The organism is Rhodococcus sp. GA1 (assembly GCF_024321955.1).
In the GTDB taxonomy this organism is placed as follows: Bacteria; Actinomycetota; Actinomycetes; order Mycobacteriales; family Mycobacteriaceae; genus Rhodococcus; species Rhodococcus pyridinivorans.
The window spans coordinates 1,464,421-1,484,541 of sequence record NZ_CP097186.1 but is presented as its reverse complement, the minus strand read 5'-3'; the positions used below and the strand labels follow the sequence as shown (position 1 = coordinate 1,484,541).

The window sequence follows — 20,121 nt, the reverse complement described above, 5'->3', positions numbered from 1 at the left end:
TCTCCGCATTTGAGCGGGGCGTGTGCTGATTTCATGCTGCTGGTCTCTGCCCTCGGGTGAGGGCGATGTGGACCATGATGCGCCTTCGGTAGTTGTCCATGTTGGTGAAGCCGCATCCGACACGCTTGGTTTGCTTGATGATCCGGTTGAAGCCCTCGGTGCGGGCGTTGGTCACGTCCTCGGTGAGCGCGACGAGCACCGCTGGCCACCAGGTGTCGATCGTGGTCGCCAGGCGGCTGGTTTCCTCCATGTCGGCGCGGGCGGCGGCGTCGTAGAAGTCGTACAGCCTGCGCCGGATCTGGTGCGGCTGGTGTTCGGCCAGCAGCAGGCGCAGGCGTTCCTTGACGGCATGCGCGGCGGCCGTGCAGTTGCCGGGTGATCCGTTGACGGACCTGGGTGACCATGAGGTTGGCGAGGGCGACGAGATGCCACTTGTCGACTGCGATCCGCGCGTCCGGCAGGGCGGTGCGGATCCCGGATCGACAGGTACAACAGCGCCCGCCCGCACACCCGCCTCGGCAACGCCCCACCCGCCGAGTACGAGGCAGCGCACTGCGCTGAGCCCACCAAGTCATCGCGACCGGCAATGACACCTGCATAGACGTGGCATCAACGCGTAGATGTTTCAGTTTCTTCTGTGCTGGGGCTGTGTCAGGTGCTGGACCGGGTGTAGGCAGCGGCGCGCACCACATCGTCGTCCTCCAGTCCAGCTCCTAGTGCTCCGCCCACGGTGGCCAGGCTGGCGGTGAGCCAGCTGATCTTCGCGTAGTCCAAAGCGTTCACTGGGTGACCGGCGACACCGGCCAGTACCTGCTCGTCGATGAGCAGCAGCGCGCCGACCCAGGACAGGATGAATAAGCCGAGGTAGAACACCACAACCCCGATGGCCACGGTCGCGGTGGTGGCCAAATTGAACAGGATCACCTGCTCACGTTGGGCTCGCCGCCGTGGGCGCTCCCACAAGTCGGCTCCCAGGATCAGGGTGGCACTCACCGCCCCGATCGCCATCACCGCCAGCAGGACCAGGCGCACCGGCCCGTAGGCCATGGCCAGTACCCATAGGTCCGAGGCCACCAATGTCAGCATGCCGGTGGCCGCTGCCACGACCATCGCCCGGGAGAGCCGGGCCACGAAGGCCCAAGGCTGGTTGGCGCGGATCATGCCCAGCAGCAACCGCACGTTGCCGCTCAGCACTCGGGCCGTGAACTGCACGACGTTGTCGTCCGGGCGTTCGTCGAGATCGGTGGACAGCTGGTGGGCTCTTCGAGCAAGATCCCGCTGGGCGTTGAGGTCTTCGGCGTCGTAGCCCAGGAGCTGCCCGACCACGTGCACGGTGGTCTCTTGCACCTTCTGCCGCACGTGCACGGCTCCCAGGGTTGGGACGGAGACCAGTCCTACCCCGTGCACGGGGCTGAGCTGGGTGAGCACCGGACGTCGGCCGGTCTTCAGGGGGATCTCGGTGAGCACCACGGCCAAATCCCAGTTCTCCTCCAGCACGCGGTTTCGGGCCGCCTCCAGCAGGTCCAAGGTCTCGGTGGGTGGATCGACCAGCCGGTCTTCGGCCATCTTCAGTTGCCAGCGCACTCCCGGATACCGCTGCACCAAAATCTTGCGCACCGAGGTGGTGACCTCGGGGCCGAGCATCGCACTCAGGGATGGTGAGACCACCAGGCCGATGAGCAGCTCGGCATCGGAAAGGGGTTCGGCAGGATCGGCGGTGGATCGGCGACGCTTAGCAGTCACCGCTCCATGGTGAGGCAACCACGGGCCGATTGCCACTGGCTCGATGGAGCCCCAAGGTTTCGTGCAGCACCGCGGGCCGGATTCGGTGGTCGCCTCGATCCCGGAGAGAGCGGTGCTGCTCACTGCGAAATCCTCTCCCCGCCGACGCCGCCAGCGCGAAGACATCACAGCCAGCGGGCCCGGGACCTGCCGGTGTCGAGGACGGCTTCTCGATGATGCTGCAGTGACGGATCGGTTGAAGTGCTTCGGCGGTGTGGGAGCAGTGATCAGCGTGGGGCCGGTCGATTCCGTTCGGACAGGTGATGCATCGACTGCCCAGCGGCAGGTGCGGTACTGATGCGGGGGTACCCGGTGCAGGGGTGTCAAGGCCCAGCTCCGAAGACGGCAAGCCGGGCACGTGAAAGGCGAATTATGGCCCGCCGCAACCCGGGCGGGAAGGCATGTGTGGCACGAGGCGCCGAAGACGGGCCGGGCGTTTACTGCAGAGATAAATGGCTCTCCGCATTTGAGCGGGGCGTGTGCTGATTTCATGCTGCTGGTCTCTGCCCTCGGGTGAGGGCGATGTGGACCATGATGCGCCTTCGGTAGTTGTCCATGTTGGTGAAGCCGCATCCGACACGCTTGGTTTTGCTTGATGATCCGGTTGAAGCCCTCGGTGCGGGCGTTGGTCACGTCCTCGGTGAGCGCGACGAGCACCGCTGGCCACCAGGTGTCGATCGTGGTCGCCAGGCGGCTGGTTTCCTCCATGTCGGCGCGGGCGGCGGCGTCGTAGAAGTCGTACAGCCTGCGCCGGATCTGGTGCGGCTGGTGTTCGGCCAGCAGCAGGCGCAGGCGTTCCTTGACGGCATGCGCGGCGGCGATCTCGTTGGTCGGATCCTCGGCGGCGAGGGCGGCGTTGAACCGGGCCTTTTGCTTCACGGTGAGGTGCTCGTAGCCGGTGAGCAGCAGTTGCCGGCTGGCCCAGACTTTGTCGGTGGCGGTGCCGCGGCGGCCGTGCAGTTGCCGGGTGATCCGTTGACGGACCTGGGTGACCATGAGGTTGGCGAGGGCGACGAGATGCCACTTGTCGACTGCGATCCGCGCGTCCGGCAGGGCGGTGCGGATCCCGCCCGCGTACGGCGCGGACGGGTCGATCACGACCAGGTCGATGCCGGCCCGGAACGCGGGTGTCTGCAGCGCGAGCCAGTCGATCACGCACGCCCCGGAGCGTCCCGGGGTCAGCCCGAGAAGGTGCCCGGGCAGGGTGGGGTCGGCGTTGACGAACGAGGTCATCCACGGGTTCGACCGTGTCCAGCCGGCCTCTTCGAGCACCCAGCGCACCGACCGGGCGCGGGTCTCGTCGATGTTGAGCACGCGGGTGGGTTCCGGCTCGGGCAGCCACTGGTTGGCCAGTGCGATGAGCGCCCGGTGCGCGGTCGACCACGCCACCTGGTACTCGCTAGCGACCTCGCTGACGGCGCGGTTGCCCGACGCGATCGCCGAACCGATCTTCTCTCGTAGCCGGGTCGTGAGCCGCGACCGTGCCGGCGCAGCGCGGGACTGCTGCGTGAATGTCGCTGTCCCACAGGCCGGTTCGCGGCACACCAAGCGCCGTTTGAGCCACCACAGATCGGTTCTTTGGCCGGAGGCAGGCAAGTCCTTGACTCGAACCAGTGGCCGCTCCTTGATCCTTGAGGTGAGCACCCCGCACTCGGGGCAGGCGCCCTCCGGGTCGATGACCTCGATGACGACACGCACCGTGTCGGCATCGATTCGTTCGAGCTGCGGGACGGTGAACTCGTCCTCCAGCCCGAGCAGCACTGACGTACCCTCGTTCATGCTCGTGGTCTCGCTGTTGTCGCGTTGTGAGAGACCAACAGCATGTCGGGGCCACGAGCCCCATCAACTACCGGGCACCCCGCTCAAGCGCGAAGAGCCCAGTAAGGGGCGGTCAGGTCGGTGGGTCGCAACGGGTACTCCAACATCCGAACCGCGGCGAAGACGCCGGCCGCCGCGTACAGGAACAGCCCGACGCCCCAGGTGAACACCGCGAGGGCGGCGAGGAGCCGGTCCAGTTCGCGGTAGACCGGTTGGAGCGTGGCCGCGGCGATGGCCACCGACTCGCTGGCGACGACCCAGATGAACCACGTTCCGTTCGCCTTCGCGAGGACGGGACGCTCCGCCGTGCCGAGCACGGCGGTCCACGGGACGACATATCCGAGCACCAGCCACGTCGCCGCCGCGCCCACGAGTAGTACGGCCGCGGTGGAATGCCAGCCGTCCATCATCAGGCGTACGCCGAGCACGTTGCTGCCCGCGACGAAGGTGAAGAAGCCGAACGCCCGTCCGGAATCGGCGAGATCGGCGCGGACCTCGTCGCGGAACGCGAAGAACCGCCACACCGACAGGGCCACCAGCGTCGCGTATCCGATCGCGGACACGATCAGCAGCACGGCCGATGCGAGGTGGAAACCGCGGAGGTGGAGTCCGGTGGACACGATTCCGCCGGCCATGACGAAGGCGAAGTAACCCGGCGCGAGGATGCGGACTTCTTCGCGGAGACGGGAAGGGGCCTGCACTGCGTGCCCGCTACTTCAGCAGGCGGGACATCCGCCGGTCGGCGAGGACCTTCCCTCCGGTCTGGCAGGTCGGGCAGTACTGGAACGAACGGTCGGTGTAGGAGACCTCGCGGACGGTGTCGCCGCACACCGGGCACGGCTCACCGGTGCGGCCGTGCACGCGCAGCCCCGACCGTTTCTCGCCCTTGAGGCGCGCCGCGTCCTGCCCGACCGAGCGCGTGACGGCATCGGTCAGCACCGACCGCATCGCCCCGTACAGCGCGGTCACCTCGTCGTCGGTCAGCCGTCCGGCGGTCGCGAACGGTGACTGCTGCGCGACGTGCAGGATCTCGTCGGAGTAGGCGTTGCCGATGCCCGCGAGAATCTTCTGGTCGATCAGCAACGTCTTGAGGCGCGAGGTGCTGTCGGTCAGGAGCTCGGCGAACTCGTCGCGGGTGAGGGCGAGCGCGTCGGGGCCGAGGCGGGCGATGCCGGGCACCTGCTGCGGATCGTCGACAATCCAGACCGCGAGGCGCTTCTTCGTGCCGGCCTCGGTGAGATCGAAGGCCGGTGTCGTCGCGTCGGGGGCGAACAGGTGCACGCGGAGGGCGAGCGGACCGCGACCGAGTTTCGGGGGAGTCTGCGACGGTTCGTCGAGCCAGCGCAACCAGCCGCCGCGCGACAGGTGCGTGATCAGGTGCAGCCCCGAGCAGTCGATCGCGAGGAACTTGCCGAAGCGCACCGCTCCGGTGATGTCGCGTCCCTGCAGCGCCGTGATCGGCGGGTCGGCCGTCTGCAGCACGTTCAGCGCCGCGACGTCGATGCGTCCGATGACGCTGCCGACCGCGTGCTCGCGCAGGAACACCGCAAGTGCTTCCACCTCGGGGAGCTCGGGCATGGGAACAGGCTACGGTCGCCGGGCCGTTCGCGGGTGGCGACGGACACCTTCGACCCACCGATAGACTGCGCTCGTGACTGTGTCGACGCCCTACGAAGACCTGATGCGCCTGATCCTCGAGACCGGCGCGGAGAAGGCCGACCGTACCGGAACCGGCACGCGGAGCCTGTTCGGCCATCAGATGCGCTTCGATCTGTCCGAGGGCTTCCCGCTGATCACCACGAAGAAGGTGCACCTGAAGTCCATCGTCTACGAGTTGCTGTGGTTCCTGCGCGGCGACTCCAACGTCAAGTGGCTGCAGGAGCACGGCGTGACGATCTGGGACGAGTGGGCCGCACCCGACGGCGATCTGGGCCCGGTCTACGGCGTGCAGTGGCGCTCGTGGCCGACCCCCGACGGGCAGCACATCGACCAGATCGGCCAGGTGATCGAGACCCTGCGCACCGACCCCGACTCGCGTCGCATCCTCGTCTCCGCATGGAACGTGGCCGAGCTCGACAAGATGGCGCTCATGCCGTGCCACGCCTTCTTCCAGTTCTACGTGGCCGACGGCAAGCTCAGCTGCCAGCTCTACCAGCGCAGCGCCGACATGTTCCTCGGCGTGCCGTTCAACATCGCCAGCTACGCGCTGCTCACCCACATGGTCGCGCAGCAGACCGGACTCGAACCCGGCGAGTTCATCTGGACCGGCGGCGACTGCCACATCTACTCCAACCACCTCGAGCAGGTCACCGAACAGCTCACCCGTGATCCGTATCCCTACCCGACGTTGAAGCTGCACCCGCGCGACTCGATCTTCGACTACCGCTACGAGGACGTCGAGGTCGTCGGCTACCGGCACCACCCGGCGATCAAGGCGCCGGTGGCCGTCTGATGGGGGATGTCACCCTCGTCTGGGCTCAGGCACGTGGTGGTGTGATCGGCCGGGAGAACATTATCCCGTGGCACATCCCCGAGGACATGGCGTTCTTCAAGGACGCGACGATGGGAAAGCCGGTGATCATGGGCCGGCTCACCTGGGATTCACTGCCGCCGAGGTTCCGGCCGCTACCGGGACGCCGGAACATCGTCGTCACCCGCAACGTCGAGTGGTCGGCCCAGGGCGCCGAGACCGCGACGAGCCTCGAGGACGCACTGACACTCGCCCGTGAGGACGAGGTCGTCGTCATGGGTGGGGGCCAGATCTACGCGCAGGCGATGCCGTTCGCGAAGCAGCTGCTCGTGACCGAGGTCGACCTCGACGTCGCAGGAGATGCGACCGCACCTCCGATCGGCGCCGAGTGGGTGGCGGATCCCGGAGAATGGCTGACGTCCACCAAGGGAATCAGGTTCCGCTGGATCCGGTACGCCCGAAGCTGAGTTCTCGCGGCGGCATCTGAGCGATACTGCGGTACATGGACAAGCTCTCCTTGACCGCCATGGCACGGCAGCAGCTCAAACTCGCAGCGACGTCCAGCAGCGGACGCAGCTCCCAGACGGTTTTCGGTGGGCATACCAAGCACCTGCGGCAGACCGTCGTCGCGTTGCTGGCGGGGCACGAACTCGGCGAGCACGACAGCCCGGGCGAGGCGACCCTGCAGGTGCTGTCGGGTCAGCTCCAGCTCGTCGCCGGCAACGACGTGTGGAAGGGTTCGGCGGGCGACATGATCATCATCCCGCCGGTCCGGCACAGCGTCAGCGCCATCGAGGACGTCGCCTTCCTGCTCACCGTCGCCAAGTAGCGTCGCTCACTGCACGCGCCGAGTAGCGACGCTCATTGCGCGCGTCGAGAAGCGGCGCTTACTGAACAGGTGCCGGAGCGGCGTACCCGCGGTAGCCCTCCCACGCGAGGCGGCGCTCGCGACGCGGATCGTGCTCGATGCGCGTGACCTCGTCGAAAATCACTGTCGCGCGGTCCTTCTCGTCGTAGGGTGGCCACGACGGCAGTGGTTCACCGTGCCGGGCCACGTTCAGCCACTGGCGCTGCATCGCCCCGGCGGCCGTCCGCAGGCCGCGTCGCCCACCGAGTGCCGTGAGCGCCCGGCCGAGCGGTTCGTCGGTCTGGTCGAAGACCGCGAGCAACTCCACCGCGTGCGTCGCGTCGAAGCCCGTCCAGCGCAGCACTCGCGGCGCGAGATCGAAGCGGTACATGAAGGTCGGCGCGAAACGCGAATGTGCCTGCGCGAACTGCACGGACGGATACCAGAAGGTGAGGTCGCCGCCGAGATCGATCGCGGCACGCTCGTCCGGATATCCCGGATAGATCCCCGTGATGCGATCCTTCGCCTCGGGATCTGTCGCGGCGAACAGTGCGTCGATCCGCCGAGGGTTCGTCGGCAGCGCGTCGAGGAACTTCGGGAACAGTGCACCTTCGCGGTCGTTCGTCCCGAGCACGAGCGGAACGGGATGCGCCGCGCCCGTCTCGTACGCCTCGAGCGGTTGGAGCGGAACGAAATCGCCGTCGACGACCGGGCCGAAGGGATGCAGACCGGGAGTCGCGCGCAGTACCTGCGCCCCGAGGCGCGATCCCACCCGCCCGAGTTCGACGGGGGAGGTGTCGAGCAGCGCCTGCGCGGCGGTATCCGGATCGGCACCGAGCAGTTCGACGAACTTCCGGCCCCATTCGGCCGAGCGGTCGGAGGTGACGACGAGATTCGGCGCCGGGCTCTGTGCGATCGCGGCGGAGAACAGTCCGCGCGCGGCGGGCGTCGCGAGCAGGGTCGTCACCGAGGTGCCGCCGGCGGACTCGCCGAAGATCGTCACGTTGTCGGGGTCGCCGCCGAAGGCGGCGATGTTGCGCTGGACCCATTCGAGTGCCGCCACCTGGTCGCGCAAACCGAGATTGGAATCGAATCGGACCGAATCGGTGGAGAAGGACCCGAAGTCGAGATAGCCGAGCGCTCCGAGGCGGTAGTTGATCGACACGTAGACTACGTCGCCGCGTCGGACCAGCGACTCGCCGCCGTAGACCGACAGGGCACTCGTGCCGAGGGTGAAGGCGCCGCCGTGGATGAACACCATGACCGGTCGCGGCGCATGGACCCGACCGGCGGGGGCGAGCACGTTGAGGGTCAGACAGTCCTCGTCGGGACGCACTCGCACCCCGCGACGACCGGTCTCGGCGTAGCGCGGACGCTGCGGGGCGGCATTTCCGAACTGCGTCGCATCGCGCACTCCCGTCCAGGGCTCGACCGGTTGCGGCGCCCGCAGCCGCAGCGGGCCCACCGGGGGAGCGGCGTAGGGAATGCCGCGCCAGGCGAGGAGGCCGCCGAGCCGGGTGCCGCGGACGGTTCCGTCGGCGAATGTGACGTGGGTCTCGGGCGTCATGCTCCGCACTGTACGTGACGGGGCGTCACGGTAGCCGCCGTGTCCACCGTCGACGTCACCAGAAGTGGGGCTCGAGGCCTCGGCCCGCGAGCTCTGCCCGTACGTAGGTGCGCAGCGTCGCGGTGTCGGGGAAGCGCTCCTCGTCGAGGGCGACGAACGCGAGTGTGTACCGCTCGTCGGTGTGGCAGGCGTAGACCGACAGGCGGGTCGTGGTGCGGGCCGGCCGGGTGTCGAGTCCCGGGTGCATAGCGCGCATCGCGATCCCGGTGGTGCGGTACGGGCCCAGCGTGGTGAGCTCGCGGGGCACCGCGCCGATGTTGGAACACAACAGGTCCCGCTCACCGGCACCGCGCGCGACGCGGGCGGCGATCCGGTCGGGGAGGAGTTGCAGGATCTCGGCCGGCATGTTGTGCGGCGCGCCCTCCCGCGGCTGCGAATAGGCGTGCGCGGCGCGGGCCCGGATGGAGGCGAGCGTGTCGCCGTCGTCGACGGTGATCCCCACCATCGACACGCCGTTGGAGACGGTTCCCTCCTTCCGGTCGTCGACCGGAACGGAGATGCGCACGGGGAACGGGATGCGGGCGCGCCGGGCGACACCGGCGGACACGGCGAGCAGCAGGGCGTTCGGGCTGCCGTCCTCCGCGGCCGCGACGGCCTTCCACTGCGCCGCGTCGACGTCGACGAGCGCGGTGCGCGGTCGCGAGTGCACCGTCTGCGGCGCGGGCGGTTTCTCCGTGCGAGGTGTGTACTTCACGCGGCGCAGCCCGCTGCCGACCTTCCGGAACAACTGCATCGCATCGCGTAGGTCGGATTGGCGACCGGGGTCGGGTCGTCGCGGCCGGTCGGCGAGCGCGTCGGCGACCGCGCGGACGAATCCCCGCGCGTCGGTCAGGACGTGCGAGCACACGATCGACAGTGCGGTGCCGCCGCTCGTGAGTCGGGTCGCGGCGACCGCCCAGCCGGGACCGAGCTCGGGATCGACGTCCACGTTCGCGTGCTCGTCGGCCCAGGCGAGGAGCTCGTCGTCGGGGATGGGGGTCGCGGGATAGCGCAGTGGATGGACGTGCGTGTTGGGTTCGAAGCGGGGGCGTGCACCGGGAACCCGGGGACGGACCACACGGCGACCGAGCGGGCCTTCGGACAGCACGTCGTGCAGGGACAGCAACAGGGTCGCGTCCACGGTCTCGTCGGTGCGCCACAGACCCTGCATCACCGACGGCAGGCCGGTTCCTTTGTGGCGGTGGAGGAACATCTCGTCCACGACGCTCAGGCGATTCACAATCCCGACCGTAGCGCCGACCGTTGACCGAAGCGCTGAACCGAGGTTCAATCCTTGGTGTGGCGTACCGTCGGACACCCGCAGTGCAGGAGCGACTCGACGCGCAGCGCGAGGCGATCGCCGCTGCCGCCGTGACTCTGCTCAGCGAACGCGGATACAGCGGACTGTCCGTCTCGGCGGTCGCCGAACGGGCCGGCGTCGCCACCGGCAGCGTCTACCGGCACTACGTCGACAAGTCCGATCTCATGGTGCGGATCTTCCGGGAACTGTGCGAGCGGGAGGTCGAGGCCGTGACGTCCGCGGCCGCAACCGGATCCGGTGCCGACCGGGTGACCGCGGTGGTCGACACCTTCTCCCGCCGTGCGCTGCGCAATCCCACCCTCGCCTACGCCCTGCTCGCCGAACCGGTCGACGCCGCGGTCGACGCCGAACGACTCGTGTTGCGCCGCGCCTTCGCAGCGGCCTTCGCGAACGCCGTGCGCCACGGCGTCGAGACCGGTGAATTCCCCGAACAGGACGTCGAGCTCACCGCCGCGGCGCTCGTCGGGGCTGTCGGTGAGGTGCTCACCGGTCGCCTCCCCGGCGCGGCCGACGGTCGCCTTCGAGACAGTGCGGCCGACGGTCGCCTTCGAGACAGCGCGGCCGGATCCACCGTCCCCGACCTCGTCGTCCTCGTACTGCGAGCGGCGGGGCATCTGCCTTCCGGAACGACTCAGGAGTGAAGCCGTGAATTTCCCCGCCACCCACGAAGTGTTCAACCAGGTACCGGACCTCGAGCCCTACGGGGCCGCCGACGACCCCGCCCTCCTCGAAGGACTGCGCCGCGAAGGGGCGAGTTGGGCCGAGGACGAGGTCCGCGAACTCGGCGCCCTCGCCGGCACCGCCCGTGCCCAGGACTGGGGGCGGCTCGCCAACGAGTATCCGCCCGTGCTGCACACCCACGACCGCTACGGCCACCGCGTCGACGAGGTCGAGTTCCATCCGCACTGGCACGACCTGATGACCGTCGCCGTCGAGAACGGCCTGCACGCGGCACCCTGGCGCGACCCGCGTCCCGGCGCGCACGTTGCCCGTGCCGCGAAGTTCTACGTGTGGGGGCATACCGATGCCGGGCACATGTGCCCGATCTCGATGACCTACGCCGCGATCCCGGCGCTGCGCCACAACGCCGAACTCGCCGAGCGCTACGAGCCGCTGCTGGCCGCGCCGCACTACGACTTCGGGCTGCGCGAACCCTCCACGAAACGTGGCCTGATCGCCGGGATGTCGATGACCGAGAAGCAGGGCGGTTCCGACGTCCGCGCCAACACCACCACCGCGACCCCCAACGCCGACGGTTCGTACACGATCGTCGGGCACAAGTGGTTCACGTCCGCGCCGATGTCCGACCTGTTCCTCACGCTCGCGCAGACCGAGCACGGACCGTCGTGCTTCCTGCTCCCGCGCGTCCTGCCCGACGGCACCCGCAACGCCATCCGCATCCAGCGGCTGAAGGACAAGCTCGGCAACAAGTCGAACGCCTCCTCCGAGATCGAGTACGAGAACGCGATCGGCTGGCTCGTCGGCCCGGAAGGTCGCGGCATCAACACCATCATCGAGATGGTGAACATGACGCGACTCGACTGTGTCATCGGCTCGGCCGTGAACATGCGGATCTCGACGTTGCGCGCGGTTCACCATGCCCGTCACCGGCAGGCGTTCGGCGCGTTGCTCGTCGACCAGCCGCTCATGCGCAACGTCCTCTCCGATCTCGTCGTCGAGTCCGATGCCGCGACGACGATGATGATGCGTCTGGCCGGGGCCACCGACCGCGCTGCCGGGGACGAGCAGGAGGCCGCCCTGCGCCGCATCGCGCTGGCCGTCACCAAGTACTGGGTGTGCAAGCGGGCACCCGCGGTCGCCGCCGAAGCCCTCGAATGCCTCGGCGGCAACGGCTACGCCGAGGAATCGGGCATGCCGCGGCTCTATCGCGAGTCGCCGCTCATGTCGATCTGGGAAGGATCCGGCAACGTCGCGGCACTCGACGCGCTGCGTGCAATGGCGCGGCAACCCGACACCGTCGAGGCGTTCTTCACCGAGGTCAGGCTTGCGGAAGGTGCCGATCCGCGGCTCGATTCGGCCATCGCCCGGATCGGCAAGGAACTCGCCGACCTCGAGGACGCCGAGTACCGGGCACGGCGGGTCGTGGAGCTCATGGCCCTGGCCCTGCAGGGCGCGCAGCTCGTCCGGCACGGACATCCCGCCGTCGCGGAGGCGTTCTGCCGCAGTCGGCTCGACGACGACTGGGGCATCGCGATGGGCACACTGCCGACCGGCGTGGACACCGCCGCGATCCTCGACCGGGTCTGACGAGGGCGGGTCCGATCCTGCGGCGCTGTCACCCGTCTCAGGTCGAGGGCATACTGGAATACGTCCTGCGAGGAATCGACTACGGGTGGAGCCCGTCATGATCGGCAGCAACGAATGGTGGGAGTGGGGTCGGCAGATCGCACTCGCGGTGACCGAGCCGCATGCACTGCACCGTGCCCGCATGATCGTGCGCGGCGTCGTCGCCGAATCCGAGGCGGTGAGCGACAGCCGCCGGGGCGACGCCGAGATCCATTCCGTCAACCTCGCGCAGGGCACTCCGGTCACGATGAGCCCCCGACTGGCATCGATGGTGCGGTCGGCGCTGTGGGCGGCCCGCATGACGGGCGGGACCATCACCCCGGTCGACTCCGACGACGCCTCCGTCGATGCCGGAGCCATCCCGCCGATCCATCCCATCCACACCTACCGCGACGTGCAGATCGACGGAGACATCGTGCTCGCTCCTTTCGGGGTGAGTCTCGAACTCGGCGCGACGGCCGTGGCCGACACCGTCGACTACTCCGCGGCGCTCGTCGCGAATCTGCTCGAATGCGGGGCGCTCGTGCGCATCGGCGACGTGATGGCCACCGCGGGGCACGCGCCTGCCGGGGGATGGCAGGTGCCGCTCCCGGACCGGGGCTCGGTCGAACTGCCGGCCGGATCGGCGATGGCGTCGCACACCAGCGACGTCGCCGACCCCGAGCGGTGGCGTCTCGTCAGCGTCATCGCTCCCGACGCGGTGTGGGCTCATGCGGCCGCGGCGACGGCGTTGCAGCGGGGCATCGGAGCCCTGTCGTGGCTCGAACAGTACGCCCTGCCGGCGCGTCTCGTCGACACGCACGGACGGGTCCGGACCACCACGGCCTGGTCCGATCCGAAGGCTGCTTGATCTCTCGAGCAGGGTGCGGTCAGGCTGACAACAGTGGGCGAAATACCTGACACTACATGATACTTTCTGATACTCACTCAACCGCGCGCATCGGAGAGGCCGCCGAATATCGGAACATGTCAGTCGTCGGGGGTGCGTAAGGCAGCGGCGGAAGGCCGGTTGCCTTCTCGCCGTACGGGTTCCGGTCAGCGCATTTTCGAGCAAGCAGACCTCGACCTGTATCTCGGTCGGCCCGCAGCCGGGAGGACGCCCTCGGCCCGGATCGAAGCGTTGTACTGCCGTGTGTCGGGCTCCGCAGGGCAGGAATCATCGCTCGCCAATCAAGAGGCGATGTTGCGCGAGAGCGCCACCGGTGCCGTGTACCGGGTGTACAAGGACCGTGGATCCGGGCTGCGAGAGAAGCTGGCCGGATTGGATCGGTTGCTCGACGACGCCGCCCGGGGACACTTCACGGTGGTACGGGTGGTGTGGCGGGATCGCTTGGCACGGTTCGGGGTGGTGTGGATCGAACGGTACCTGTCGGTGGTCGGAGTTACCGTCGAGGTGCTGCGTGAGCAGGGCGAGATATCGCTGGCGGAGGAACTGATGGACGACTTCATGGCACTGCTGGCGTCGTTTTCGGGTCGGTTCTACCGGCTGCGGTCGAAGCAGAACCAACGTCGACTTCTCGATGATGCGGGGGCACGGTTGGGCAGGGATGAGCAATGACCGACACCACCGACCACTGTCGGTTCGCTTTTACCACCCGACCGTATCTCGCAGTCGACGACACCACCGGAGATCCGATCGGACTCGACGATCTCGACACCCGTATCCGATGGCTGCTCGACCTGATCACCGGCGCCGAAACCGAACTACTCACACGTCTGTGGCATCCCGCCACCTTCGACACCCTCTCCGCCGGCCGCGACCGCGACGGCCGGGCTCTGCCGAAACACGGGCACGTCGTCGCCGCTCGTCTCGGCTGGGCCCCGACCTACCCGGACGGAGTGTATGTGCCGTCACGGGTGTCACGGGTGGTCACCGCACAGGCCACCGCGACGCTACGGACCTCGGCCTACCGCGACACTGCTATCGCGTCGCTCTCGGCCCGGTTCGATCCCGCTACCGGGCGTATCGCCCCGCCTGCCGGTGGGGAGGTGCCCGTGCCGTCGGGCTTCGCCCGAGGTGTACGGCGGCAGTTGCTCGCCCGTACCCGCCGGGCCGATGCTGCGGGTGCATCGACCTCGGGCGCGGCGACCACAGACGATGCCGCCTCGGATGCGGCAACCTCGGATGCTGCAACGTCGGATGCTGCGCAGCCCGAACGGCTGCGGATCACCGACATCCAAACCCCACCGAAGGTCACCGCGATGGCCCGCCTGTCCGCCGCCGACAAACAACTCACCGAGCTCACCGTCACCGACCGCACGATGGTGCTGACGGTGAAACTCCCGACCACCGCGACACCCACCACGCGAGCGCAATGGCGGGCGGTGCGGTTGACCGCCGCGCTCCCGCCGCACCTGCACGGTCGCCCGATTACTGCGTGGCATCTGCCGACCCTGACCCTCGACGGCCGGGGTCTGCTGCTGCGCTGCGCGGCCACCGAAGCCGTCCCCACCGGTGACCTGAGCAGTGCCACGGTCGCGGTGGGGGTGGACTGGTCACCGTCGGCCCTCGGGGCCGCCGCGATCGCCACCGATACCGGTGACGGGTTGGTCTCCGATTTTCGGGGTTACACCTACGATGACCGCGGTCTCGGTATCAAACTCGCCCGCCTGCAGACCGAAGGCCAATTCCTGCACCGCAAGGCCGCCCGCCTGCGCCAGCTGGCCGAGAATGCGCCACCCCAGGTGCGGTCGGAGTTGGAAGCGAAGATCGCCGTGCTCGACGAGAATCGCACCGCGGTCGGTGCCAAGCGGAGAAAGATCAACCGGGAGCTGGCGTTTCATTTCGCGCGTCAGGTCACCGACTACGCGGTCGCCGCCGACGCGACGATGATCGCCGTCGAAGATCTCGCGACCCTCGAACCGCGTGGGCGTGGCCGGGTGAACAACAATCGGGCGGCGCAGTCCGCGCGCCGCAAGGCCGCCGACGCGCTGGCGCATACTGCCGCACGGGTGGGTGTGGTGGCGGTGACGGTGCCGGCGAAGGGGTCGTCGGCGTGGTGTCCGGGTTGCAACGAGGAACTTGCCCGACCGAAGGGATATCACGATGCCTGGTGCGAATCCTGTCGACTTGGAGGGAATCGTGATCGTGTGGCGGGGGTGAACCTCGCCAAACGCGCTCTCCTCGGCCGAGGTGCGGCGGTCCGCACCCGCGCTGGGCGCCTGGAGATCCGCACCACCGAGCATGCGCCGGTGCGCCGGTGCCGGGACAAGACCGGCCCTACCCCGGGCAGGCCGCGGCATCGCCGGGTCCGCCATAGTGTTCCGGCCCCGACTCCCGCTGAGGGGGTGAACACGTTGAAGCCTCGTCCTGCACCTGAAGCGTCGGTGTGGGACACGGTCGAGCCCGCGGCATCGGATGATGTCTCGGGTAGCCGTGAGGAACGTGGATCTGGGCCGCCTGGCATGTAGGTGGCAGGAAGTATCAGGTTTACGTAGACGCTCCGTGGACCGTTCCCGCTCTGGTGGACACCCGGAGATGAGCGGTGAGTTCCCCCAAGATAGAGGGAGCGGATTATGGGATCTACTCGTCGGAGCTTCACTGCCGAGTACAAGGCCAACGCGGTAAGTTTGGTCATCGATGATGGCCGTGCGATCGCCGAAGTTGCACGCAGTATCGGCGTTCACGAGATGACGTTGGGGAAATGGGTGAAGAAGACTCGAGACGAGGGAAACGGTGAGTCTGACCGCCCGTTGAATGAGGACGAGCGGGCGGAACTCGAGCGCCTTCGCGAAGAAGTGAAGCACGCCCGGATGGAGGTGGAGTTCGCAAAAAAAGTAGCGACCTGGTTCGCGAAAGACCCGCGGTGAAATTCGCGGCTATCGCGGACTGGGCTGAATCCGATTCATATCCGGTCACGTTCATGTGTGCTCAACTCGGCGTATCGACTTCTGGCTACTACAAGTGGCGCGGCAAGTCGCGCTCAGCTCGAGACCTCCGAGACGACGAGTTAACAGCGCTGATCGAGTACCACTACGAGCACCTCAACGGCCGTCCCGGCGTTCGGCGCATGCGTGCGGAACTCGCCGCCGGCGGCCACCGGGTCTCGCACAAGCGGGTGTGGCGGCTCATGAAGGTCGCAGGTCTGGAAGGCCGCCACCCGAAGGCGTGGAAACGCACCACCGTCGCCGGAGACAGCCCCGTTGGGGCACCTGACCTCATCGGCCGCGACTTCACGGCGGCCGAGGCGAACACCAAATGGTGCGGCGATATTACTTACGTACGGACCTGGAACGGCTGGGCGTACCTGGCCACCGTCATCGATCTGCACTCCCGGATGGTCGTCGGATGGGCCGTGGCCGACCACATGCGAACCGAGCTGGTCACCGACGCACTGGACATGGCCATCGCTCGTCGTCGACCACCCGGAAAAGTCATATTCCACAGCGATCGCGGAACTCAATACACGTCCACCGACTTCGATAAGTACTGCACGAAAAACAATATCCGACGATCATTGGGGCGCACTGGCATTTGTTTCGACAACGCGGTCGCAGAATCATTCTTCGCGAGCTACAAGAAGGAACTCATTCACACGCGCCCGTGGCCCACTCTAAAAGCACTCAAAAAGAGCACATTCACCTGGATTGAGGAGTACTACAATAGGGCCCGACGACATTCCACACTGGGCTATTTGACACCAGCCGAGTTTGAACTAGGATTCAGAGACATATACGAACTCGCCGCTTAATTGCAGTGGCCACTTTAGCGGGAACACTCCACCGTCGCGCAGGTTGCGGTAGATCTCGATCAGGTGGTCGGTGGACGCGTCGCCGGTGTCGGGTGTGTCGTCGCCGGCGAGGACGGTCTGCAGGGCGGTGGCCTGGGTCTTGCCGAGTTCGACGCCCCACTGGTCGAACGAGTCGATCCCCCACACGATGCCTTGGACGAAGGTCTGGTGTTCGTAGAAGGCGATGATCTGCCCGACCACCGAGGGGGTGAGTTCGGGGGCGAGGATCGTCGTCGACGGCCGATCCCCGGGCATCACCTTGTGCGCGACCAACGCCTCGTCGACGCCGTCGGCGCGGACCTCGTCGGCATCACGCCCGAAGGCCAACACTTTGGCCTGGGCGAACATGTTCGCCAGCAACAACACCTGCATGCTGGTCTGCCCGTCGCGGGCCGGCAGGTCGTCGCCGCTACGGGCCAGGCCGAGAAAGTCGACGGGGACGATCTCGGTGCCCTGGTGCAGCAGCTGGAAGAAGGCGTGCTGACCGTTGGTACCGGGCTCACCCCAGAACACCTCCCCGGTCGGACACACCACCGGTGTGCCGTCGGCGCGCACGGATTTGCCGTTCGATTCCATGGTCAGCTGCTGCAGATAGGCCGGCAGCCGCGCCAGATCCTGCGCATAGGGCACCACCGCCCGCGAGCGGTGGCCGAGGACGCTCGCATTCCACACCCCGATCAACCCGGCCAGCAACGGTGCGTTCTGTGCCGGGGCGGTGGTGGCGAAGTGGGTGTCGATGGTGTGCATGCCGGCGAGGAACTCGGCGAACCGCTCGCGTCCGATGGCGCACATCACCGCCAGCCCGATCGCCGAGCCGACCGAATAACGGCCGCCGACCCAGTCCCAGAATTCGAACATGTTCGCCGGGTCGATGCCGAACTCGACCACCCGCTCGGTGTGCGTCGACACCGCGACGAAATGCTTCGCCACCGCATCTTCCCCGAGGGCGTCGACGAGCCAGCGGCGGGCGGCGGTGGCGTTGGAGAGGGTTTCGAGGGTGGAAAACGTCTTCGACGCGACGATGAACACGGTCGTCGCCGGGTCCAGGTCGGCCAGTGCCGCGGTCAGATCGGCGGGGTCGACGTTGGAGACGAACCGCGTCGCCGGCCCGTCGTGGAAGCGCCGCAGTGCGCGGGTGACCATCGCCGGGCCGAGATCGGAGCCGCCGATGCCGATGTTGACCACCGTGGTGATCTGCTGCCCGGTGGCGCCGCGCCAGTCGCCGCTGCGGAGGCGGTCGGTGAACTCGCCCATCCGGTCGAGCACGGCGTGGACATCGGCGACGACATCGACCCCGTCGACGACCAGTTCCGCCTCGCGGGGCAGGCGCAGGGCGGTGTGCAGCACCGCCCGATCCTCGGTGACGTTGATGTGCGCACCCGAGAGCATCGCCTCCCGAGCCGCGGCGATCCCCGCGGTGTCGGCGAGCTCGAGCAGGGCCTGCACGACCGGGGTGTCGAGGCGTTGTTTGCTGAAATCGATCACCAGATCCCCGGCAGGGACCGTCAACGCCGAGACCCTGTCGGGTTCGGTGGTGAACAACTGCCGCAGCGACACCGATTCGAGCCGGTCGCGATGGTCTTCCAGAGCTTTCCACGGTGCCGTTGCGGTTACGTCGCTCATGTCGTCGACAGTAGTGCGCCCCGACACGGTGCGCCCGGTGTGCAACTGGGCCCCGGTGTGTGACGAAGGGATCCCTCGGTTTCCCACAGCGAGCGACCGCGACGCGCATGATGGGGCATATGGATGCTGCAGAACTGATTCGGTCCGTCCCCACCGACCTGTTCCTCGGCGGTGAGTGGGTGGCGGCCGAGAACGGAGCCACCTTCGGAGTCCACGATCCCGCGACCGGTGACGAACTCACCCGTGTCGCCGATGCCGCGCCCGGTGATGCCTTGCGGGCCCTCGACGCGGCCGTCGCAGCCGGTCCGGAATGGGCTGCGACCCCGCCGCGAGAACGCGCCGAACTGTTGCGGACGGTGTGGCGGAAGATCACCGAACGCGCCGACGACTTCGCGCTGCTCATGACACTCGAGATGGGTAAGGCACTACCGGAGAGCCGATCGGAGGTGACCTACGGCGCCGAATTTCTGCGATGGTTCTCCGAGGAGGCGGTCCGCATCGCCGGTCGCTACACGCCCGCCCCTGCCGGCACCGGTCGCGTTCTCGTGACGAAACAACCCGTCGGTCCCTGCCTGGCCATCACACCGTGGAACTTCCCGCTCGCGATGGGAACCCGCAAGATCGGTCCCGCCCTCGCGGCGGGATGCACGATCATCGTCAAGCCCGCGTCCGAGACGCCCCTCACGATCCAGCTGCTCGCGCAGCTCTTCGACGAGGCAGGACTACCCAAGGGTGTCCTGTCGGTGCTCCCGTCCTCACATGCCGGTGAGGTCACCGGGCCGATCCTCGAGGATCCCCGGCTGCGCAAGCTCACCTTCACCGGCTCCACCGAGGTCGGGCGCATGCTCGCCGAGAAGGCCGGTCGTTCGCTGCTGCGCACCTCGCTCGAGCTCGGAGGCAACGCGCCGTTCGTCGTCTTCGAGGACGCCGACCTCGACGCCGCGGTCGAGGGCGCGGTGGCAGCCAAACTGCGCAACGGGGGAGAGGCCTGCACGGCCGCGAACCGCTTCCACGTCCACAACTCGGTGCGCGACGCCTTCGTCGCCAAGCTCACCGAACGCATGGCGTCGTACAAGCTCGGGCCGGGAACGGACCCCGACGCGACGCTGGGCCCCCTGGTCAACGAGAACCAGAAGAAGACCGTGATCGAACTCGTGCAGGACGCGGTGTCGGCGGGTGCCTCGGTGCGCCTGGGCGGTGAACCCGCGGACGGACCGGGATGGTTCTACCCGGCCACCGTGCTCGACGACGTGCCGAAGCAGGCCCGCATCCTGCAGGAAGAGGTCTTCGGGCCGGTCGCGGCCGTCACCGGCTTCGACACCGAGGAGGAAGCCCTCGCAGCGGCGAACGATACCCGCTACGGGCTCGCTGCCTACATCTTCACGCGCGACCTCGACCGGGCCCTGCGCGTGTCGCATGCGCTCGAAACGGGCATCGTCGGTGTGAACCGCGGTGTCGTCTCGGATGTCGCGGCCCCCTTCGGCGGAATCAAGGATTCCGGGCTGGGACGCGAGGGCGGTACCGAAGGCATCGAGGAATTCCTCGAAACCAAGTACATCGCCCTGCAGTAGGGAACTCGGCGATGGTCGGGACGGCCTCGCCGTCAGTGACGCGGAC

The 20,121-nt window shown here is 67.8% G+C and carries 17 protein-coding genes and 1 pseudogene; 11 read left to right on the top strand and 7 right to left on the bottom strand.

The genetic code is table 11. The features are described 5' to 3' along the window. Positions 1 to 31: 31 nt before the first annotated feature. From M3330_RS06840 to M3330_RS06825, 4 genes and pseudogenes are all read right to left on the bottom strand, one after another. Positions 32 to 575, bottom strand: a pseudogene (locus M3330_RS06840) (transposase). A 76-nt stretch (positions 576 to 651) separates the two neighbouring features. Continuing rightward, complete coding sequence (locus tag M3330_RS06835; protein WP_255027863.1) at positions 652 to 3,561, bottom strand: ISL3 family transposase; 2,910 nt, start codon at positions 3,559 to 3,561, stop codon at positions 652 to 654. Positions 3,562 to 3,644: 83 nt separating this feature from the next. After that, a complete protein-coding gene (locus M3330_RS06830) occupies positions 3,645 to 4,301 on the bottom strand; it encodes a tellurite resistance/C4-dicarboxylate transporter family protein (protein ID WP_019289860.1) in 657 nt (218 codons plus the stop codon). Between the two features lie 10 nt (positions 4,302 to 4,311). Beyond that, positions 4,312 to 5,178 carry an Fpg/Nei family DNA glycosylase gene (locus M3330_RS06825; protein WP_006551556.1) on the bottom strand — a complete coding sequence of 289 codons (867 nt, stop codon included), beginning with the start codon at positions 5,176 to 5,178 and terminating at the stop codon, positions 4,312 to 4,314. 73 nt (positions 5,179 to 5,251) lie between these two features. Here M3330_RS06825 and M3330_RS06820 point away from each other — a divergent pair, with 73 nt between their 5' ends. Genes M3330_RS06820 through M3330_RS06810 form a run of 3 tightly spaced genes read left to right on the top strand, consistent with a single transcriptional unit; the run spans position 5,252 to position 6,899 of the window. Then, complete coding sequence (locus tag M3330_RS06820) at positions 5,252 to 6,052, top strand: thymidylate synthase (RefSeq protein ID WP_303627225.1); 801 nt, start codon at positions 5,252 to 5,254, stop codon at positions 6,050 to 6,052. Next, positions 6,052 to 6,537, top strand: a complete 486-nt coding sequence (locus M3330_RS06815; RefSeq protein ID WP_255027860.1) for a dihydrofolate reductase — start codon at positions 6,052 to 6,054, stop codon at positions 6,535 to 6,537. Before M3330_RS06820 ends, M3330_RS06815 begins: the two co-directional genes overlap by 1 nt. Before the next feature lie 35 nt (positions 6,538 to 6,572). Beyond that, entirely contained in the window at positions 6,573 to 6,899 is a 327-nt protein-coding gene (locus tag M3330_RS06810; RefSeq protein ID WP_006551553.1) for a cupin domain-containing protein, read from the top strand. Between the two features lie 58 nt (positions 6,900 to 6,957). Here the strand turns inward: M3330_RS06810 and M3330_RS06805 are convergent, their stop codons facing one another. Together M3330_RS06805 and M3330_RS06800 are read right to left on the bottom strand one after the other, a co-directional pair. Next, the gene (locus M3330_RS06805) at positions 6,958 to 8,484 is read right to left on the bottom strand and encodes a carboxylesterase/lipase family protein (protein ID WP_064257677.1); all 1,527 of its coding nucleotides are present in this window, start codon (positions 8,482 to 8,484) and stop codon (positions 6,958 to 6,960) included. A 55-nt stretch (positions 8,485 to 8,539) separates the two neighbouring features. Continuing rightward, positions 8,540 to 9,763 (bottom strand): hypothetical protein, encoded by a 1,224-nt coding sequence (locus M3330_RS06800; RefSeq protein ID WP_255027856.1) that lies wholly within the window; start codon positions 9,761 to 9,763, stop codon positions 8,540 to 8,542. 59 nt (positions 9,764 to 9,822) lie between these two features. Between M3330_RS06800 and M3330_RS06795 the strand changes: the two genes are divergently transcribed. The 7 genes from M3330_RS06795 (at position 9,823) to M3330_RS06765 (ending at position 16,842) form a co-directional block, all read left to right on the top strand. Further along, complete coding sequence (locus M3330_RS06795; protein WP_024103164.1) at positions 9,823 to 10,485, top strand: TetR/AcrR family transcriptional regulator; 663 nt, start codon at positions 9,823 to 9,825, stop codon at positions 10,483 to 10,485. A 4-nt stretch (positions 10,486 to 10,489) separates the two neighbouring features. Further along, positions 10,490 to 12,112 carry an acyl-CoA dehydrogenase family protein gene (locus M3330_RS06790; protein WP_255027854.1) on the top strand — a complete coding sequence of 541 codons (1,623 nt, stop codon included), beginning with the start codon at positions 10,490 to 10,492 and terminating at the stop codon, positions 12,110 to 12,112. A 97-nt stretch (positions 12,113 to 12,209) separates the two neighbouring features. Beyond that, positions 12,210 to 13,001, top strand: a complete 792-nt coding sequence (locus M3330_RS06785; protein WP_255027852.1) for an FAD:protein FMN transferase — start codon at positions 12,210 to 12,212, stop codon at positions 12,999 to 13,001. Positions 13,002 to 13,133: 132 nt separating this feature from the next. Then, positions 13,134 to 13,709, top strand: coding sequence for a recombinase family protein (locus tag M3330_RS06780; protein WP_083543563.1), 576 nt, complete (start codon positions 13,134 to 13,136; stop codon positions 13,707 to 13,709). Continuing rightward, on the top strand, positions 13,706 to 15,562 hold the full coding sequence (locus M3330_RS06775; RefSeq protein WP_071934476.1) for a zinc ribbon domain-containing protein: 1,857 nt from the start codon (positions 13,706 to 13,708) through the stop codon (positions 15,560 to 15,562). The genes M3330_RS06780 and M3330_RS06775 overlap by 4 nt, the downstream gene beginning before the upstream one ends. 105 nt (positions 15,563 to 15,667) lie before the next feature. Next, entirely contained in the window at positions 15,668 to 15,961 is a 294-nt protein-coding gene (locus tag M3330_RS06770) for a transposase (RefSeq protein ID WP_006898371.1), read from the top strand. Further along, positions 15,958 to 16,842, top strand: coding sequence for an IS3 family transposase (locus M3330_RS06765; protein ID WP_204650704.1), 885 nt, complete (start codon positions 15,958 to 15,960; stop codon positions 16,840 to 16,842). The genes M3330_RS06770 and M3330_RS06765 overlap by 4 nt, the downstream gene beginning before the upstream one ends. Here the strand turns inward: M3330_RS06765 and pgi are convergent. After that, positions 16,807 to 18,504, bottom strand: a complete 1,698-nt coding sequence (gene pgi, locus M3330_RS06760) for a glucose-6-phosphate isomerase (protein ID WP_255027842.1) — start codon at positions 18,502 to 18,504, stop codon at positions 16,807 to 16,809. The genes M3330_RS06765 and pgi overlap by 36 nt on opposite strands. Positions 18,505 to 18,623: 119 nt before the next feature. On the opposite strand from pgi, the gene M3330_RS06755 reads away from it, so the two are divergent. Next, positions 18,624 to 20,075 (top strand): NAD-dependent succinate-semialdehyde dehydrogenase, encoded by a 1,452-nt coding sequence (locus M3330_RS06755; RefSeq protein ID WP_255027840.1) that lies wholly within the window; start codon positions 18,624 to 18,626, stop codon positions 20,073 to 20,075. Positions 20,076 to 20,121: the final 46 nt, after the last annotated feature.

What these genes read in the sequence shown, in the direction of transcription:
- pgi (WP_255027842.1), bottom strand. Translation starts at nt 18,504, where the DNA reads ATGAGCGACGTAACCGCAACGGCACCGTGGAAAGCTCTGGAAGACCAT.
- M3330_RS06815 (WP_255027860.1), top strand. Translation starts at nt 6,052, where the DNA reads ATGGGGGATGTCACCCTCGTCTGGGCTCAGGCACGTGGTGGTGTGATC.
- M3330_RS06775 (WP_071934476.1), top strand. Translation starts at nt 13,706, where the DNA reads ATGACCGACACCACCGACCACTGTCGGTTCGCTTTTACCACCCGACCG.
- M3330_RS06835 (WP_255027863.1), bottom strand. Translation starts at nt 3,561, where the DNA reads ATGAACGAGGGTACGTCAGTGCTGCTCGGGCTGGAGGACGAGTTCACC.
- M3330_RS06770 (WP_006898371.1), top strand. Translation starts at nt 15,668, where the DNA reads ATGGGATCTACTCGTCGGAGCTTCACTGCCGAGTACAAGGCCAACGCG.
- M3330_RS06785 (WP_255027852.1), top strand. Translation starts at nt 12,210, where the DNA reads ATGATCGGCAGCAACGAATGGTGGGAGTGGGGTCGGCAGATCGCACTC.
- M3330_RS06810 (WP_006551553.1), top strand. Translation starts at nt 6,573, where the DNA reads ATGGACAAGCTCTCCTTGACCGCCATGGCACGGCAGCAGCTCAAACTC.
- M3330_RS06755 (WP_255027840.1), top strand. Translation starts at nt 18,624, where the DNA reads ATGGATGCTGCAGAACTGATTCGGTCCGTCCCCACCGACCTGTTCCTC.
- M3330_RS06825 (WP_006551556.1), bottom strand. Translation starts at nt 5,178, where the DNA reads ATGCCCGAGCTCCCCGAGGTGGAAGCACTTGCGGTGTTCCTGCGCGAG.
- M3330_RS06805 (WP_064257677.1), bottom strand. Translation starts at nt 8,484, where the DNA reads ATGACGCCCGAGACCCACGTCACATTCGCCGACGGAACCGTCCGCGGC.